This window comes from Chryseobacterium sp. W4I1 (assembly GCF_030816115.1).
Lineage (GTDB): Bacteria > Bacteroidota > Bacteroidia > Flavobacteriales > Weeksellaceae > Chryseobacterium.
On sequence record NZ_JAUSXQ010000001.1, the window covers coordinates 1,514,514 to 1,532,544 of the forward strand.

At 36.6% G+C, this 18,031-nt stretch carries 17 protein-coding genes; 4 read left to right on the forward strand and 13 right to left on the reverse strand.

All coding sequences use genetic code 11. The features are described 5' to 3' along the window. Nucleotides 1-92: 92 nt before the first annotated feature. From QF044_RS06970 to QF044_RS06985, 4 genes are all read right to left on the reverse strand, one after another. Complete coding sequence (locus QF044_RS06970; RefSeq protein WP_307265381.1) at nt 93-1,487, reverse strand: MATE family efflux transporter; 1,395 nt, start codon at nt 1,485-1,487, stop codon at nt 93-95. Between the two features lie 103 nt (nt 1,488-1,590). Then, nucleotides 1,591-2,775, reverse strand: a complete 1,185-nt coding sequence (locus QF044_RS06975) for a sigma-54 dependent transcriptional regulator (protein WP_307265384.1) — start codon at nt 2,773-2,775, stop codon at nt 1,591-1,593. Between the two features lie 56 nt (nt 2,776-2,831). After that, entirely contained in the window at nt 2,832-3,491 is a 660-nt protein-coding gene (locus QF044_RS06980) for a YggS family pyridoxal phosphate-dependent enzyme (RefSeq protein ID WP_307265387.1), read from the reverse strand. Nucleotides 3,492-3,636: 145 nt separating this feature from the next. Continuing rightward, complete coding sequence (locus QF044_RS06985; protein WP_307265389.1) at nt 3,637-4,503, reverse strand: polysaccharide deacetylase family protein; 867 nt, start codon at nt 4,501-4,503, stop codon at nt 3,637-3,639. Between the two features lie 266 nt (nt 4,504-4,769). Between QF044_RS06985 and QF044_RS06990 the strand changes: the two genes are divergently transcribed. Continuing rightward, nucleotides 4,770-5,594, forward strand: a complete 825-nt coding sequence (locus QF044_RS06990) for a carboxypeptidase-like regulatory domain-containing protein (RefSeq protein ID WP_307265391.1) — start codon at nt 4,770-4,772, stop codon at nt 5,592-5,594. A gap of 6 nt (nt 5,595-5,600) precedes the next feature. On the opposite strand, the gene QF044_RS06995 is transcribed toward QF044_RS06990, so the two are convergent. The 6 genes from QF044_RS06995 to QF044_RS07020 form a co-directional block, all read right to left on the reverse strand. Further along, complete coding sequence (locus QF044_RS06995; protein ID WP_307265394.1) at nt 5,601-6,329, reverse strand: DUF72 domain-containing protein; 729 nt, start codon at nt 6,327-6,329, stop codon at nt 5,601-5,603. An 11-nt stretch (nt 6,330-6,340) separates the two neighbouring features. Continuing rightward, the gene (locus tag QF044_RS07000) at nt 6,341-9,190 is read right to left on the reverse strand and encodes a heavy metal translocating P-type ATPase (RefSeq protein ID WP_307265398.1); all 2,850 of its coding nucleotides are present in this window, start codon (nt 9,188-9,190) and stop codon (nt 6,341-6,343) included. A gap of 342 nt (nt 9,191-9,532) precedes the next feature. Beyond that, nucleotides 9,533-10,093 carry an AraC family transcriptional regulator gene (locus tag QF044_RS07005; RefSeq protein WP_307265400.1) on the reverse strand — a complete coding sequence of 187 codons (561 nt, stop codon included), beginning with the start codon at nt 10,091-10,093 and terminating at the stop codon, nt 9,533-9,535. After that, nucleotides 10,090-10,482: an acyl-CoA thioesterase gene (locus QF044_RS07010; protein ID WP_307265402.1), complete on the reverse strand. Its 393-nt coding sequence runs from the start codon at nt 10,480-10,482 to the stop codon at nt 10,090-10,092. Before QF044_RS07010 ends, QF044_RS07005 begins: the two co-directional genes overlap by 4 nt. A 95-nt stretch (nt 10,483-10,577) precedes the next feature. Continuing rightward, nucleotides 10,578-10,988 (reverse strand): DUF6157 family protein, encoded by a 411-nt coding sequence (locus tag QF044_RS07015; RefSeq protein ID WP_307265405.1) that lies wholly within the window; start codon nt 10,986-10,988, stop codon nt 10,578-10,580. A 21-nt stretch (nt 10,989-11,009) separates the two neighbouring features. Continuing rightward, nucleotides 11,010-11,216: a helix-turn-helix transcriptional regulator gene (locus tag QF044_RS07020; RefSeq protein WP_307265407.1), complete on the reverse strand. Its 207-nt coding sequence runs from the start codon at nt 11,214-11,216 to the stop codon at nt 11,010-11,012. A gap of 300 nt (nt 11,217-11,516) precedes the next feature. On the opposite strand from QF044_RS07020, the gene QF044_RS07025 reads away from it, so the two are divergent. After that, on the forward strand, nt 11,517-11,885 hold the full coding sequence (locus tag QF044_RS07025; RefSeq protein ID WP_116011808.1) for an RNA-binding protein: 369 nt from the start codon (nt 11,517-11,519) through the stop codon (nt 11,883-11,885). Nucleotides 11,886-12,157: 272 nt separating this feature from the next. Here QF044_RS07025 and QF044_RS07030 read toward each other — a convergent pair whose 3' ends face one another. The 3 genes from QF044_RS07030 to QF044_RS07040 are packed head-to-tail and all read right to left on the reverse strand — an operon-like array spanning nt 12,158 to nt 15,069. After that, nucleotides 12,158-13,948: a DUF4153 domain-containing protein gene (locus QF044_RS07030; RefSeq protein ID WP_307265409.1), complete on the reverse strand. Its 1,791-nt coding sequence runs from the start codon at nt 13,946-13,948 to the stop codon at nt 12,158-12,160. An 18-nt stretch (nt 13,949-13,966) separates the two neighbouring features. Further along, nucleotides 13,967-14,458, reverse strand: a complete 492-nt coding sequence (locus QF044_RS07035) for a BlaI/MecI/CopY family transcriptional regulator (RefSeq protein ID WP_307265410.1) — start codon at nt 14,456-14,458, stop codon at nt 13,967-13,969. Between the two features lie 8 nt (nt 14,459-14,466). Next, nucleotides 14,467-15,069, reverse strand: coding sequence for a phosphatase PAP2 family protein (locus tag QF044_RS07040; protein WP_307265412.1), 603 nt, complete (start codon nt 15,067-15,069; stop codon nt 14,467-14,469). Between the two features lie 124 nt (nt 15,070-15,193). Between QF044_RS07040 and pdhA the strand changes: the two genes are divergently transcribed. Beyond that, a complete protein-coding gene (gene pdhA, locus QF044_RS07045) occupies nt 15,194-16,195 on the forward strand; it encodes a pyruvate dehydrogenase (acetyl-transferring) E1 component subunit alpha (protein WP_307265415.1) in 1,002 nt (333 codons plus the stop codon). 83 nt (nt 16,196-16,278) lie between these two features. Then, nucleotides 16,279-17,895, forward strand: coding sequence for a 2-oxo acid dehydrogenase subunit E2 (locus tag QF044_RS07050; protein ID WP_307265418.1), 1,617 nt, complete (start codon nt 16,279-16,281; stop codon nt 17,893-17,895). Nucleotides 17,896-18,031: the final 136 nt, after the last annotated feature.

Sequence of the window (18,031 nt, forward strand, 5' to 3'; positions counted from 1 at the left end):
CGGAGCCAAAGGCTCCGCGCTGATACTTTAATAGTGTCTTAAATTACTTTAAACAACTCTTTTATCCCGTTCTGAAGTATTGATTACTTTTATTAGTTTCCGAGTTGATCTATTGTTATAATTTCTTTTTCCTTCTGAGTGATTCTTTTGGCCGACATATTCAAAAATCGTTTTACCAGGAAAACAGCTGAAACCGTAAGTCCAAGGCCTAAAGCGATCCACATACCGAAAGCACCCATTTTTAAAGTGACACAAAGGAAATATCCTAAAGGAATTGTAATGACCCAATACGCTATAAATGTATAGATCGATGGGATTTTCACATCCTGAATTCCTCTCAGCATTCCTAAAGCTGTTACCTGAACCCCGTCTGAAAGCTGGAATAAAGCAGCAATAATCATTAATTTTGAAGCCAGCATAATCACTTCGACTTCTTCTTTTTTGGTGAAGAAAGTAGGAAGTATATTTCTTCCCAGAATGAAAAACAGTCCGCAAATACACATAAAAATAAAGGATATTTTCAGGTTGTTGATCCCTACTTTTCTTAATTCAACAAAATTCTGTTCTCCAAGTTTTCTACCGATCATTACCGTTGAAGCTACGCTGAATCCCACACATAAATTGAAAGTAAATGAAGCCATACTCAATGCGATTTGATGCGATGCAATGTCATGCGCTGAAATCAGTCCACAGATGAAGGCCGCTCCAGCAAAAGCAGTTACTTCGAAGAACATCTGTAAAGCGGTTGGAAGACCCAGTCTTACCATTTTATCAAACATATTTTTGGAGAAGACCTGTATTTTTAAAGAGAAATCTTTAATATACCGTCTTGTTTTTTTCTCTTTAACCAAAACAACATAAAGGAAAACCACCATGAAAATTCTGGAGATTAAAGTAGCTAAAGCTGATCCTTTCACTCCCATTTCAGGGAAAATCCATAATCCTTTGATGAAAACATAGTTCAGGACAATATTGATAATATTCGCAATGATGGTTGCCTTGGTAACACCGATGGTATAAGACAACCCTTCAGATACTTCCCGAAGCGTCTGAAAAGCCATAAATGGGATCATACTGATTGCCATGATGCTCAGGAAATCCACTGTATTAGGAATGATCTTTGCCGGCTGCCCTGAATGATAGAGTAGTGGCATTCCTAAAAGTAAAACTCCCATAAGAACAATTCCAACAGTCATATTAATTACAAATCCGTGGCTGAAAACAGAATTAATAGTTCCGTGATCTTGTTTGGAGTGTGCTTCAGAAACCAGCGGAGGTATGGCAAATGAAAATCCCAGTGCCAGTACAAACGTGGAGAAAAACACAGCATTTCCCAATGAAACGGAAGCCAGCGCATCTGCACCTAAAAGTCTTCCAACAATAATATTGTCAAAGAGATTCACCGACACCTGTCCCACCTGCGTAAGCATTACAGGAAGTGCCAGGGTCAGGCATTCTTTCGTATAGTTTTTATTTAAAAAGTTCATAATAGTTTATAATTCATATATAGTTTAATATTTAAAATAGCCAAAAAAAAAATTTGCAGTAGTCTTACTGCAAATTTTTATAATATATTTAATGTTACTTAAATTATTTCCTTACAAAACTTGCAACATCCTCCTCAGAAACAGTGTTTCCGCCAAGAATAATTAATCTTTCCACAACATTTCTCAGTTCTCTGATATTCCCAGTCCATGAAAGAACTTTAAGCGCTTCAATCGCTTTATTATCAAATTTTTTCACAGCAGTACCGTGTTCATCGGCAATCATACCGGAAAAATGATCTACTAGCAGACTGATATCTTCTTTTCTTTCATCCAATGGCGGAACGTAGATTTCAATCACAGAAAGCCTGTGGTAAAGATCCTCTCTGAATTTTCCTTCTTCAATTTCCTTCTGCATATTTTTGTTAGTCGCTGCAATTACTCTTACATCAACTTTTATTTCCTTATCACTTCCTACAGGAGAAACTTTGCTTTCCTGAAGTGCTCTCAATACTTTAGCCTGAGCGATAAGACTCATATCTCCAATCTCATCCAAAAAGATCGTACCTCCGTTAGCCTGTTCAAATTTTCCTTGCTTATCTTTAATAGCCCCTGTAAAAGATCCTTTTACATGTCCGAAAAGCTCAGATTCAATAAGCTCAGAAGGGATCGCGGCACAGTTTACTTCAATCATAGGACCTCTTGCGCGCTCACTTTGGTTGTGGATGGCATGGGCCACCAATTCTTTTCCGGCTCCGTTTGGACCTGTGATCAGAACTCTGGCATCAGAGGCAGCTACTTTTTCGATCATATCCTGAATTTTTTTCAAAGCAGGAGAATCACCGATCATCTGATATTTTTTGTTGACTTTTTTCTTTAACGTTTTATTTTCAGTCTGCAGGCTTTTATTCTCCAGTTTCAGACTTTCTTTAGCTAAAGCATTTTTTACGCTCGTTATCAGTCTGTTGATGTCGATAGGCTTAGAAATAAAGTCATATGCACCTTCCTTTAAACAAGATACGGCAGAATCAATATCCGCATGCCCTGAGATCATGATAAACGTAGTCTCTGGCTTTAAGAGCATACTTTGCTTTAAAAGTTCAGTTCCTGAAAGCTTAGGCATTTTAATATCGGAAATCACCAATGCGAAATCTTCTTTCTCTATCTGTTTGTAGCCTTCAAGGCCATCTTCAGCGATAACAAATTCGTAATCGGTAAGTTCATCAGAAAGAATACTGTGTAATACTCCCGAGATTGCTTTTTCGTCTTCTACAATAAGGATTTTTTGCATAGTTGCAAATTTAGATTTTTTGATTCAATTATTAGCAAAAACTATACCTAAATATACTATTTTGAGTAATCCCTTCTACCGAAAATAGCAGATCCTACCCGCACAGAATTGGCACCGCATTCAATGGCATCCGGGAAATCGTCACTCATTCCCATCGATAAGGTTTCTAATGTTTGCAATTGATTTAATTCATCAAAAAGTCCTTTTAAAATTAAAAACTCACCTTTTACCTGTTCCTTATCATCCGTAAAAGTTGCCATTCCCATCAGTCCAGTAATTTCAGCGTTTGGAAATTCTCCGTTTAGGTGCTTCTGAAATAGAGCCCTGGCTTCTGATAGATCAAGTCCGAACTTGCTTTCCTCTGCTGCAATTTTTACCTGAAGCAGTACTTTTACCGTTCTGCTGTTTTTACCTGCTTCTTTACTGATCTCCGAAAGAAGTTTTTCAGAATCCACACTTTGTATTGTATCTATAAATGGAGCAATATATTTTACTTTATTCGTTTGCAGGTGCCCGATCAAATGCCATTGAATGTCTTTAGGAAGGAGAGGATATTTCTCCATAAGCTCCTGAACCTTATTTTCTCCAAAGACTTTCTGTCCCAGATCATAAACCTCCTGAATGGCCTCAGCCGGATGTGTTTTTGAAACGGCTACCAATTCTACTCCTGATGGAAGCTGATTCTTTATTGCTGTGAAATTTTCTTTAATACCCATAAATGCAAATTTCTGAATTTTATAAGCAAAAAACTAATGAATCTGTAAAATTGTTTATGTAATTTGTTGCTAGTTGCTAAGTCAATGATATTTAATAAAGCACATCAAATCATTAATACATTTTACATAAATACAATAAATACAATTAATTCAGAATCTCATTAATCTTCGGATACTGGGAGATTTTTTTAAAGACAAACCTGTTGCTTTTCTGAAGCTTTTCAATAAAGAGATCCAGTTCGTTGATAGAATCTGCGTCCCTTAGATATTGGTCATGGGTAAGAAAAACCAGGTGTTTTGATGTCTTTTCCAGATCATTAAAAAAGATACTGTCTACCTTTTTAATCATTGCTTCATGACTTCCTTTTAAAGTCATTTTTTGAGAAGGTTTCCATTCAAGATCCCAGCCAATAACTTTATAACCTGCTTTTTTAAGGCCATTTGCTGCATTGGTGGAACTTTTTATATCGGTAATGGTAATATTGTTGAGCCTCCAGATGTTTCTGCCCGGAGTTCTTGCAATTTTATCGTAAAGCTTAAGGCTGTCTTTTGCAATATCAAAATCATGGACAACGGCATCAGCATTTTTATAAAAATCTGTATACTTATTGTGAGCGTGGGAAAAACTATGATTGGCCAGTTCGATCAGGGGATTGCTTTTTAAAAGCTCCAGATCATCTTTTTGTCTTTTGCTTCCGTAGGCATGTTTTCCTACCAGAAAGGCAGTGGCACATACGTTTCTTTTATTCAGAATTTTAAGAAGATTTTCTGTTCCCTGATTAGGGCCATCATCAAAAGTAAGGTAAATGATTCTTTTATCAGATTCTATGTCTTCATCATCAATTTTGGGGACCGCTTTTACGGTGGGATGTTCCAGTGAGATGGTTTTTTCAAACTCTTTCACGTCTGTTTTGCCGTTACAGCTGTTAAATACTATTGAGGCCGCACTCACCAATGCAGTCATCCCAAGAAAAGTCATGTTTTTAGACTTTTCCCCAAAGAATTTTTTCATAAAGATAATGGAGGTTTAGATCGTTAAAAATCGTTAAAATTGGTGCTAAAATGTTAACAAATTATATGCCATATTTTAATGATTTTTTGTTTTTTAATTTTATTTTAAGGACTTTGTTTTAGAGCATATTTGAAGTAAAATACTAAATGTGAGATTAAATTTTATTTTTCTTTAATTTTAACATTTATAGCTATTAAATTCATCTGCTTCCTGTATTTTAATTATAGTTTCGGTATTCTTCATATATTCGGGAATTATTTGATCTGATGAATCTGAAATATCTATTTATTATTCTTACCGCTGTTAATTTATCTGCCCAGAAAATTTCCGGGACTATCTTCACCGAAAAGGAGCAGCCCATTTCAGATGCGAGGATAGGAATTGAAAATGAAGATATGGGTGATATAACCGGTAAGGATGGGAAATATCTTATTGACCTTACAAATGTGGATAAAAACAGGATCATTAAAATTGATGTGAACGGATATCAGCCGTTTCGTATGAAAGTTTCAGATTTTGAAGCTTCGAACCATTATAATCTCTCTCTTAAGGAAAAGACGGTTGAAATTGAAAATATCAAAATTATTCCTAAAAAATATATTCAGAAAAATTTTGGAACGAGAAATTCGAAAAGAGCCTATTGCGGATACAATTCTGATGACAAGGAGAAGGTTTTCAGAGAGTACGCTATAAAAGTTAAAAACAACAGCAAGCTGAAGGTTAAAAAGATCAACCTTAATGTGGCTTCTTTTATTGCTGATCAGCCAATTACCCTGATTTTTGATATTCAAAGCGCTGCAGGGGATTTTCCTGGAGAATCTATTGTAAATGAAACGCTGAAACTTTCCATCACAAAAGATGACATTCAAAATAATGCAGTTTCCTTGGATCTTAATGATAAAAATATATGGACGAATGAAGATTTCTTTGTATCTGTACGGACTTCGGATGATTTTAAAGGAAAACTTTATATAGGGGGAAATATTTTTGCGTTTTCAAAAGCGACCTATTACAGAAATTATTTTGGAGTGTGGCAAAAGTTTTCAGCTGGTGAGCCATCCATTAACGTAGATGTTTTAATGGAAAAGTAAAGAATATTATTCCAAAATTTTCTTCAGATAAATTGAGTTTGTAATAGCAGCAGTTCCCCAGGTATTATTGAAAAATACAAATGCTTTTCTTTCTGAATTTTTGATTTTTTTTGCCAGGTTATCAAGGAATTCCTCACTGTATTCAGATTTGTATAGAATAGGTTTTCCGTGGAGTCTGTAGTACAAAATTTCCTGATGATTAATGATAAGATCTTCAGGAAGGTTACCGGGAAAGCTTACTCCTGAAAATACAACATTTTTCTCTTTTAAAATGGTAAAAATTTTCTCCGTCCACCAGGATTCATGTCGGAATTCAATAACATTTAAATAATTAAATTCAAGGTTAGCCAGGACGAGTCCAAGATTTTCCGGTGAATTTTTAAAAGAAGGCGGGAACTGGTATAAAAAACCAGCCAGTTTTTCTTTTAAATGAGCGTGAATATGTGAGCAGAATTCTGAAATATCGTCTTTTGCATCTTTAAGCCGTTTTTCGTGTGAAATAGCTTTAGGGATCTTGATAAAAAATCTAAAATCATCATTCGTTTCATCATGCCATTTTGTAAGCGTTTTTGCTGTTGGCTTTCTATAAAAAGTAGAATTGATCTCCACGGAATTGAAAACCTGGGAATATAATATAAGAAAGTCTTTACTTTGAGCATTTTCAGGGTATAGCGACCCTTTCCAATCGTTATTGTAAAATCCCGAGCATCCAACGTAAAGACTTCCTTTTTTCATATTCTACTAGTTTATTTTATATCCAAGTCTACGGAATTTAACCGCAGTGAATTCAGGATTACAGATAATGAACTGACGCTCATTGCTGCTGCTGCAATCATAGGTGATAAGAGTATTCCAAAGAAAGGATACAATAATCCTGCCGCTACCGGAACACCCAGTACATTATAGATAAATGCAAAAAACAGATTCTCTTTAATGTTTTTAAGGAGTTTCTCACTCAAAAGTTTAGCTTTGGCCACTCCTAAAATATCACCTTTCAGTAATGTGATTTCTGCGCTTTCAATGGCTACATCGGTGCCGGTTCCCATGGCAATACCTACATCAGACTGTGCCAATGCGGGGGAGTCATTGATCCCATCTCCGGTCATGGCTACGATTTTGCCCTGCTGTTGCAGTTTTTTTACTTCGTTTAATTTATCTTCAGGAAGACAGCCTGCTTTGAAATGTTTAATTCCCAGTTCATCAGCCACGGCTTTGGCGGTATGTTCATTGTCTCCCGTCATCATGATTACATCAATTCCTTCGCTTATTAAAAGCTGAACTGCTTTTTTAGAGCTTTCTTTGATTTTATCTGTAAAACTGATGAAGCCTAAAACGGTTTTATCCTGAGCAATGTAAGAGATGGTATGTGCTTTGGATTGCACTTCTACAGCCTTATTTTTTAAGCTTTCCGGAATAGCTAATCCACCGGAAGTCATAAGTGCTTCGTTCCCCAGATAAGCTGTTTTTCCATTGATGTTTCCTTTAACACCTTTTCCTGAAATGTTTTTAAACTGATCTACTTTTTCAGCAGCTATATTTTCTCCTTTTGCTCTTTTAATAACCGCATTGGATAACGGATGTTCTGAGTTTTGGTTTAATGAAAAGGCGAGTTTTAATAACAGATTCTTATCCCCGTTTTCAGAAGCTTCAATATATTCTAGAGAGGGCTTTCCTTCCGTTAAAGTTCCTGTTTTATCGGTGATCAGGACGTTTACCTTATTCATGTGTTCAAGAGCTTCTGCATTTTTGATCAGAATACCGTTTTTAGCACCTTTCCCAATTCCTACCATTAAAGACATGGGAGTCGCCAGACCAAGGGCACAGGGGCATGCCACAATTAAAACGGCAACAGCATTCACAAAAGCAAATAAACTTCTTTTACCTTCCGGTCCGAAAAATTGCCAAGAAAGAAAAGTCAGTATAGCGATAAGGATCACAGCAGGAACAAAAACCTTAGCAACTTTGTCGGTAAGTTTCTGGATCGGAGCTCTGCTTCGGCTGGCTTCATTTACCATTTTAATGATCTGCGAAAGAAGGGTTTCATCGCCTACTTTTTCAGCTTTCATTACGAAAACCTGATTTCCGTTAATTGTTCCGGAGGTAACTTTATCATCGATATTTTTTTCTACAGGAATGGGTTCTCCCGTAATCATGCTTTCATCAACCACAGAATTCCCTTCGGTGATCTTTCCATCCACCGGAATTTTCTCACCCGGTTTTACTTTAAGAAAATCGCCAATTTTTACCTGCGATAAAAGGACTCTTTTTTCTTCGCCATTCATAATGAGATTGGCTTCGTCAGGAGAAAGATTCATCAGCTCTTTAATAGCATTTCCCGTTTTTTTATGAGCGGCAGCTTCCATCAACTGTCCTAAAATAACAAGGGTTAAAATCACACAGACCGCTTCAAAATACAGCGGTATTTCATGATTGTGTCCACGGATCTCATGGGGAATAATATCAGGAAATGCCAGCGCCGTAATACTGAAGATAAATGCTGCGGCAACACCTAAGGCAATTAAGCTGAACATATTCAAATTCCATGTTTTAAAGGAAACCCAGCCTCTTTTCAGTAAAAACCATCCTGAGTAAAACATCACAGGGATAGTAAGCGCAAGCTCAATGAATCCCTGTACCTGATGGGAAAACGGGAAGCTGATGAACATTCCGCCCATCGAAAGGATAAAAACAGGAATGGTGAAGGCAAGAGAAATAAGAAATTTTCTTTTTAAAATATTATACGTTTCATCCTCTTCATCCTCGGCAGTGTCAGGCATTCTTACGAGATCCATACCACAGATTGGGCAGTCTCCCGGCTCATCACGGATAATTTCCGGATGCATGGGGCAAGTGTATTTTGCCGTCTTCTTTTCAGGGTATTTTACCAGATCCATTCCGCAAACAGGACATCCTACATTGGAATCGTAGGTCTTGTCACCTTCACAATACATGGGACAGTAATATTTTCCAGCCATTTCATCCGTTACTTTTGGAGCTTCATGATGATGAGTGTGATCATGATGAGCATGGGAATGGTTTTGAGATGGCGCATTTTTAACAAGATCTTCTGTGATCTCTTCCAGATGCATATGGCAAACCGGACAGTCCCCTTTTTCGGTATAAATTTTATCTCCTTCACAAAACATAGGGCAATAATGCTTTCCAATATTGTCTTTGAAATTTTCAGGAAGATTATTGGAAGAGTAGGTAGGCTTATAATTAGGATCTTTAGCCTGCTTTTCTTCTATAGGAACGAGATACATTTTACAAACGGGACATCTTTCGCCTTGCTTGAAATATACTTTTTCTCCTTCACATTCCATAGGACAGTAATAGACTGATGAGGGAGAAACCCTGTCCTGTGGCTTTACAAATGATTTTTCAGGTTGAGCCGGGTCTTCAAGCCTGTATTTTCCTATTTCTTCCAAAGCCTTATTCAGGTCTGAAAGTTGAATTTCTTTATCAGAAGTAATTGTGGCTGTATTGTTTTCCAGATTGACGTCTGCTGTAACTCCCTCAACGCTGTTGAGTTTTTCAGATATTTTTTTCTGACATCCAGAGCAGGTCATTCCCAGTATATGATATTGTCTTTCCATGATCCTTTATTTATAGTACAAATTTCCAAAATGGAATGGTAAAGCTGTTATAAATTTAAGGATAATAGTTATAGAATTTGGAATGGGGAGTGGAAGTGTTTGAGAGTTTAAGAGTGAGGGGGTTTGAGATAGGTCGAATGTTGATGTGAGATTGAGAGGTGGCGTTTTTTAGACAAAATATTTGAAAATAATTTAGGCAGATATTTTTAAAGTTTTAAAGACGAATTACTGACTGATTGATGGATGTTTGCTTATAAATAAAATTTAAGATAAGGGGAAATAATCACTTAAAATCAGGCACTCTCAAACTCTAATACACTCAAACACTTTATTCTCGAAAACTCATAAAGAATCAAGCGGTTTTCTTTGATGGTCTTTCAGCTTTTTGAATTCAGTTGGGGTAAAGCCTGTGATGTTCCTGAACTGGGAAGAAAGGTGCTGAACACTTTTATAGCCCAGCTTTCCTGCAATTTCCGTAAGGGTAAATTCATTATAGAGAAGCAGCTCTTTTACTTTTTCAATCTTCTGTAGGATAAAGAACTGTTCCAGTGTGATATTTTCGTTTTGGGAAAAGGTTTTGGACAGAGCGCTGTAATCTTTATGGATCTCTGCGCTTAAGAATTCAGAAAGAAGAAAATCTTCTTCAATGTCCAGTTCACTCACCTTTACAATGATTATGTTTTTGATCTTGTCTACAAGTTGGTGTGCAGAATCTCTGATCCTTTCAAAACCCGTTTCCACAAGTTTTTTTTCGAGAGCGGACATTTTCTCATCAGAAATAAGGTCGTCGGTTGAAACTTGTCCCAACGTGACAGAGTGTAATCTTATATCTGCCTCACTGAATATTTTTTCTACTGCAGCAATACACCGGTTGCAGACCATATTTTTGATGAAAATTTTCATGGCTTGCTCAGTCTGTCTTTTACAAATTCAATTTCTGTTTTTCCATGAGGCGCCGGATTTCCTTCATTGTCAAGATTCACCATAACGATTTTATCTACGGTGATTATGGTTTGATGGGTCATTTTATTCCGCACGTTACACTTTAAAGTAACAGATGAAGAACCGAAGTTGATGGCTTCAATACCGATTTCTATAATATCTCCCTGTTTTGCAGAGCTTACAAAATTGATTTCAGAAATAAATTTGGTGACCACTTTTGTGTTTTCCAGTTGAATGATGGCGTAAAGCGCCGCCTCTTCATCGATCCACTGCAAAAGTCTTCCTCCGAAAAGAGAATGATTGGGGTTCAGATCTTCAGGCTTTACCCATTTTCTTGTATGGTAGTTCATGTTTTAATGATTTGCTGTACAAATTTAGTGTTTAAAAGCGGGTTTTTCAAGGAAACAGCATTTACTTATACAAAGAAAGTGATTTATGATCTCAATCATTTTCTCTTGGAGCGCATCGCTTTTACTTTTTTAATAGAATTGTCATTGAAAAGCTTCTGGTATTCCTGGCTTTCAACGGCAAAAAGCGCTACTTTTTCTTCTGCATTATGATGGATCCCAAAACCGTAACGTTTTGCCAAAGGGGAAGATCTGAGGCAGGGTTGTCCTTTCGAGAAAAATTCTGTCCGGGCTTTCCGTTTTTCGCTTTCCGGAATATCATTCTTTTCAGCATAGCATTCAAAAATAATATCATCGGAAGAATAGTGATAAGGGTTTTTCATAATCCGCTCGTACTGAAGACTGGCCAATGTTTTGATCTTCTTTTCAGGCGGAATTTCTGCTTTTGAAACAGGACAGTCCTCTGCAACTTCAATGAAGGTATTCCTGTAATTGGTAGTATGCTCCATATATATAAGGTATAAATAAAATTAAGCTTCCCTGAACTCTAAAATATCACCGGGCTGGCAATCTAAAGCTTTGCATATGGAATCCAGTGTACTGAAGCGGATCGCTTTGGCCTTTCCAGTTTTCAGATTAGATATATTGGATAAAGTAAGATTTATTTTTTGGGAAAGTTCGTTCAATGACATTTTTCTCTTTGCCATCATCACGTCAAGATTTATTATAATAGGCATGGTAATATATTTTATCTCTTAATTGCCCTTTCAGGGTAGAAGTTTTTATTATGTTAACTAACTTTAACGTATGCAAATTTCAGCAAAAATTTATTGATTAACAATGTTTTATGTATTTTTATCAATAAAATTATGGCGTGAATTTCAAAATGATCTGACAATATTTAAAAAAAAGCTTTGATTTAACTATTTAAATTGTATCTTGCATACGTTTATATGTGGAATCAATATTTGTTCATTAATTTATGTTGTTTTTCTCTTATATACCAAATTTTTATTAATTTTTTAATTTTATTTAAAATGAACATTTTTGTTTCAAACATCAATTACGCAACTAAAGAATATGAGTTGCATGATCTATTCGCAGAATTTGGTGATGTATCATCAGCTAAAATCGTTACAGACAGAGAGACTGGCCGTTCAAGAGGTTTCGGTTTTGTAGAAATGGGTGATGAAGAAGGAAAGCAAGCTATCGAAGCTCTTAATCAGAAAGAATTTAACGGAAAAGAATTAAACGTATCTGAAGCTAAACCAAGAGAGGAAAAGCCAAGAAGAAGCTTTGACAACAACAGAGGCGGAGGTTACGGAGGTAACAACCGTGGAAATGGTGGCGGTGGCTACGGCGGAGGTAACAACCGTGGTGGTAACGGCGGCGGAAATCGTTGGTAAAAAATATAAGGCGGCTTTTAAGCCGCTTTTTTTATACATTATTTTGTCCTGCTCTAAGATAATTGGCTTTGTGTCGATTCGTTTTAGAACAGGACATTTTCTTGATTGAGATATAATTCATAGAAATTTTGATCTTTAATCATCCTTAAGTTAAAACCTTGATAAAGATATTTTCTGGATGCTTTTGCGTAAAATAACCTGAAGGTAGTACCGTGAAATTGATTTCTACAGTCTAAAATATTATGAAGGAAAGAATTCAGATTTTTAAATGTTTATTTCTCTCTGATTAACAACTGGGCATTGTCATAGAAAATGCTGCCATCTTTATTAGAAGGATTTCCTTCTTTCGAAATGCTTGTGAATAGTATTTTAATATGGTATTTTCCAAGGTCGCTTTCCGCAGCAATCTCTTTCAGTCTTACAATTCCTTTTTTGCCGTTGTTATCTTTAAATAACTTATCCAATGCTGGCGTAAAATCTACTTCCTCATTAGAATTAAGGCTTACTTTAATCTTCCTGGAGCTATCATTCTGATCTTCGCTAATGATTCTAAAAGTGTCACCATTAATCTTTTTAGGCTCATAATCATAACTGTTAAAGCTGATCAGGTATTGATATCCGTCAATAGGAATCACGCTATTTTCTGTTTCCACGGTCAGTCGTTCGTATTTTGAAACACCCGATATTTTGTCTATATGGGTAAAAGAATTTCTGAGGCTGTTATTGATTGTCCATGAATAAGGCTTTTCAAAGTCTTTCGATAATTGTTCTTTTGTTTTGGTGTTAACAAGATCTAATAAGAAATCTTTTTCTTTTCTTTTGGCAAGGAATTCAAATTTATCGGCAATTTCATCCACAACAGAGTCTGATATTTTCTTTTGAAAATCTATTTTATTATTGACCAAAAGTTTCTTGCTATCCAGAAGCGATACCAGTTCATTTTTCTGGCTTCTTTTCGCCACACTGAATGCATTTAAATAAGGAAATATCAATGAAAAAACACCAAATGCAAACAGGCTTACAGGAATGAATTTTATACTTGCTTTTTTATTTAATACAAAATAAAGCACAATACTCAGCAGCCATAAAGCAAGCAGCAGGACAAAGTATCTTGGTTCTGTGTATCCATATTCCAGAATCCTTGTAAATACTGCGGTAAACAGTAAAATAATTAAAGGAATAATGGTGTAATAAAACAGCTTTGAAAATACTTTCACCCACGATTTTGCTTTTTCCTCCTTTAACGGATAAACAAGCAGCAGTGCAAGGATACCAACGATGCTGTACGCCAGAACCAGGTAAGAAACCCAGCCTCTGGGAAGCTCCCAATTGATCACTATTTTAAATGAATAGATATAAAGAATGATCAGGTAAATGAAAAGAAGCGGGATCAATACAAACTGGGTGAAAAATTTTAAAATCACCGGATATGTTCCGTCTTTCTCAAGATAGCTCAGCCCTGTTTCATTGAACAGGAGAAAAATAAAACAACTCCCGAAAATAGCCAGAACATAGAACGTATTGAGATATAGATTATCATTGAAATTAAAATCAAATAATTTATCAACAGCCAGTATTGCTAATTCTACACCTCCGGTAAGAACTCCGGTGAATACAGCTGTCAGAAATATATTGACGAAAAGGTTTTTATTGTACTGCCAGAAATTAAGTTCCCTGTTTTTCTCTAAAAACGCTGCAAAAGAAACCATCAAATGAGATAGGAGAAGAGTGATAGCAATGATGAAGCCATTGACTTCGGTGAAGTTTTTCTCTTCTTCAGGAAGTATGAAATAAAATCCAACGAGAAACAATGTTCCCAGTACTTCCAGTAAGAGTCTTTTCCCGATTCTTTGGGAAAGTATTTTCAGACCAAACATCAGAGAAATTCCAAGGCAGCAGCACACAGTAAACTTTGAAAACGTAAATAAAAGTTCCCGGTCATATTTACTGTTCAGCATACGGATAGCTCCAAAAGAAGAGAGTAGGGCCATCAATAAAACCATAGGATAACGCAGTATGACATCCTGTGCTTTTCCGGCTATTTCCTGGAATTTCGTTTTCATGATCTGTGTGGCTGGTATTTATTCTTTCTTCTTTTTCTTCTTCTTGTCTTTATCCTTATCCTTTTCTTTTGTTTTGCTTTTTTTGCCCTTTTTAGGATTTAAGATCTCCTCAGCGTATTCAAATTTCGGTTCCTCAGTTTTTGTTGGGACAATTTCGATTTTAAGATCAAAATAATTTCTCAGATCATTCTGAGTGATCAGTTTTTCGTTAAATAAAAACTCTAAAATATCTTTCCCGGAATCATTGAAGAAATTATGGGCAAGCTCTTTCAGCATGAATTTTCTGTATTCTTCTAAAGGAAAAATCACGGTATATTTAAAAATCCTTCCTTCTTTCTGAGTGGTGATATAACCTTTTTCAACTAATATTTTCAGGTAGGTAGAAACAGTATTCTGGTGTGGCTTCGGTTCAGGATGCTGTTCCATAATGTCTTTTAGATAAAAAGATTCAAGCTTCCAAAACAGCTTCATAAAATTCTCCTCAGCAGCGGTAAGATGATTTATTTTCATAGAATGTCTTAATGTTGAAATTGTATATTGCAATAAAGATAAATAAAAGATACCACAAATGCTATTCCTGCACCCATAAATACCTCCTTTACGGTATGTCTTTTTAAAATAATTCTTGTAATTCCCACTAAAGCAGCGATTCCCAGCCATACCAGTCCGGCTTTCCAGTCCAGTGAGAAAAACAGTGCTGCAACAAATACATTAAATGATGTATGCATAGAGCTTTTAATATAGAAATTACTAATCTGCATGGTGAAGATCAGGATCAGGATAAAAAGCATGACAAGATCAATATATCCATTTCTGAAATAGTTGAAAATAAGATAAGCAATCACACATGCTGCAATGAAGATATAGAGCGTTTTCCTCTGCACCCGGTCTGAAACATCCATATTCGTATATCTTCCCGTTTTTACATTCCATACCAGCCAGATAACTACCGGAACCATAATCATCAATAATAAAGGAATAAAATATATCAGAGATTCTTTAAATGAATATTCTCTTACGCTCATATAAATAAAGAAAATAAATAAAGAGACCAGCGGATTGAAAAAATCTGAGATGATTTTTGAAATTTTATGCACCATTGAAGGCTGTTTTTCTTCCATGTTCAAGTTTAAAATTCAAATATAACACTATAAGCAAAAAAACAATTGGTATCTATACGATAAAAACAAAGTTTTTTTTATAATTTTGCTCAACTATTCATCATAAAAAAGCAAGAGCTAGCACATGAAAGAATTTTCTAAAGAGGTATACCTTAAGTGGTATGAAGATATGACAATGTGGAGAAGGTTTGAAGACAAATGCCGTTCTCTTTATCTAAAACAAAAGATCAGAGGTTTTTTACATTTGTATAATGGTCAGGAGGCTATTCCTGCCGGCTTCACGCATGCAATGGATTTAACAAAGGACAGTATGATTACTGCTTACAGATGCCACATTCATCCAATGGCGATGGGCGTAGATCCAAAGAGAATCATGGCTGAGCTTTGCGGTAAAGCTACCGGAACATCCGGAGGTATGGGTGGTTCTATGCACATTTTCAGCAAAGAACACCGTTTCTATGGTGGACATGGTATTGTAGGAGGACAGATTCCTTTAGGAGCTGGAATTGCTTTTGCAGATAAGTATTATGACAGAAAAGCGGTAAATATCTGCTTCTTCGGAGACGGGGCTGCAAGACAGGGATCGCTTCATGAAACATTCAATATGGCGATGAACTGGAAGCTTCCTGTAGTATTTGTGGTAGAAAACAACCAGTATGCAATGGGAACTTCTGTAAAAAGAACAGCCAACCACGAAGATATCTATAAATTAGGTTTAGGATACGAAATGCCTTGCCTTGCCGTAGATGCAATGGATCCTGAAAAAGTAGCTGAAGCAGCTTACGAAGCAATAGAAAGAGCGAGAAGAGGCGATGGGCCTACTTTCATAGAAGCAAGAACATACCGTTACAGAGGACACTCTATGTCTGATGCTGAACCTTACAGAAGCAAGGAAGAAGTAGCTATTCATAAGAATGATGACCCTATGGAACTGGTAAAACACAGACTTTTGGAAAACGGATGGGCTACAGAGGCTGAATTGGAAACAATCGACAATAAATCAAGAGATTTTGTAGAAGAGTGTATCGAATTCATGGAGAATTCTCCATATCCGGATCCTGATAAGATCTATGAATATGTTTATGCTCAGGAAAACTATCCGTTCTTAGATAAATTAGAAAATTAATAATTAGATAATTTGAGAATTTGAAAATGAGACATTTTTTTATTCTCACATCATCACATTAACAAATTATCATATTAAAAATTATGGCAGAAGTAATTACGATGCCCCGCCTTTCAGATACTATGACGGAAGGTAAAGTGGCGAAATGGCATAAAAAAGTAGGAGATCAGGTAAAAGAAGGAGATATTTTGGCCGAAATTGAAACAGATAAAGCTGTTCAGGATTTCGAATCTGAAATAAACGGAACTCTTTTATACATTGGTGTAGAAGAAGGCGCTGCTGCTGCTGTAGATTCTGTTTTGGCAATTATCGGGAATGAAGGGGAAGATATTTCAGGGCTTACCGGTGGAGCTGCTGCTCCTGCTGCAGGTGGTTCTGAAGAAAAAAAATCTGAAGAAGAATCCAAAACAGAAAACAACGCTACCAGTGTAGAGCAGACCTCTGCAGAAGTTCCTGCAGGCGTAGAAATTATTACAATGCCGAGACTTTCCGATACTATGACGGAAGGTAAAGTAGCAAAATGGCACAAGAATGTAGGCGATACAGTAAAAGAAGGAGACCTTCTTGCTGAGATCGAAACAGATAAAGCAGTTCAGGATTTTGAATCTGAATTCAACGGGGTACTATTGAAGCAGGGTGTAGAAGAAGGAGGTGCTGCTCCGGTAGATTCAGTATTGGCTATGATAGGCCCTGCAGGTACAGATGTTTCTGCTGTAGGTGCTCCAAAGGCAGCTGCCCAGACTTCTGAAAAACCGGCTGAAGAGAAAACTGAAGCTAAAGCAGAAGAAAAAGCAACTCCGGCTGTAAGCTCTTCGTCTTCAGACAGAGTAGCCATTTCTCCACTAGCTAAGAAAATGGCTCAGGACAAAGGAGTGGACATCAACAGTGTTCACGGTTCAGGAGAAAATGGAAGAATCGTTAAAAAAGATATTGAAAACTATCAGCCTTCACAAGCTGCACAGGCTCAACCAGCCGCTACTGCTCCGGCAGCAGCACAGGTTGCATTAAGCTTTATACAGGGTGAAGATACAGAGACTCCAAACTCTCAGGTAAGAAATATCATTGCGAAACGTCTTGCTGAAAGTAAATTCTCTGCTCCACATTACTACCTGATGGTAGAGATCAATATGGATAAAGCGATTGAGGCCAGAAAAGAGATCAACTCTTTACCGGATACCAAAATCTCTTTCAACGATATGATCATCAAGGCGACTGCTGTTGCTTTAAGAAAACATCCTCAGGTGAATTCAAGCTGGGCAGGAGATAAGATCATTCACAGAGGAAATATCAACGTGGGTGTAGCAGTAGCTATTCCTGACGGATTGGTGGTTCCTGTACTGAAGAATACAGATCAGATGAACTACACGCAGATCTCTGCAGCGGTAAAAGATATGGCTTCCAGAGCTAAGAGCAAAGGCTTGAAGGCAAATGAAATGGAAGGTTCTACATTCTCAATCTCAAACCTGGGTATGTTCGGAATCGAGACCTTTACAAGTATCATCAACCAGCCGAATTCTGCGATCCTTTCAGTAGGAGCAATCATCGAAAAACCGATCGTAAAAGATGGGCAGATTGTGGTAGGAAACATCATGAAGCTTTCATTGGCATGTGACCACAGAGTGGTAGACGGTGCTACAGGAGCTCAGTTCTTACAGACTTTAAAAACATATCTGGAAAATCCTTTAACCCTGTTACTGTAACAGTTCAGATTGTAAATATTAAAACCTCTCATTTCGAGAGGTTTTTTTTGAATGGTAATTATCACATGAAAAAATTATTATAGTGTAGTAAATTGACCTTTTACAATTGACTATATTTCAAATCAAATTACTATTT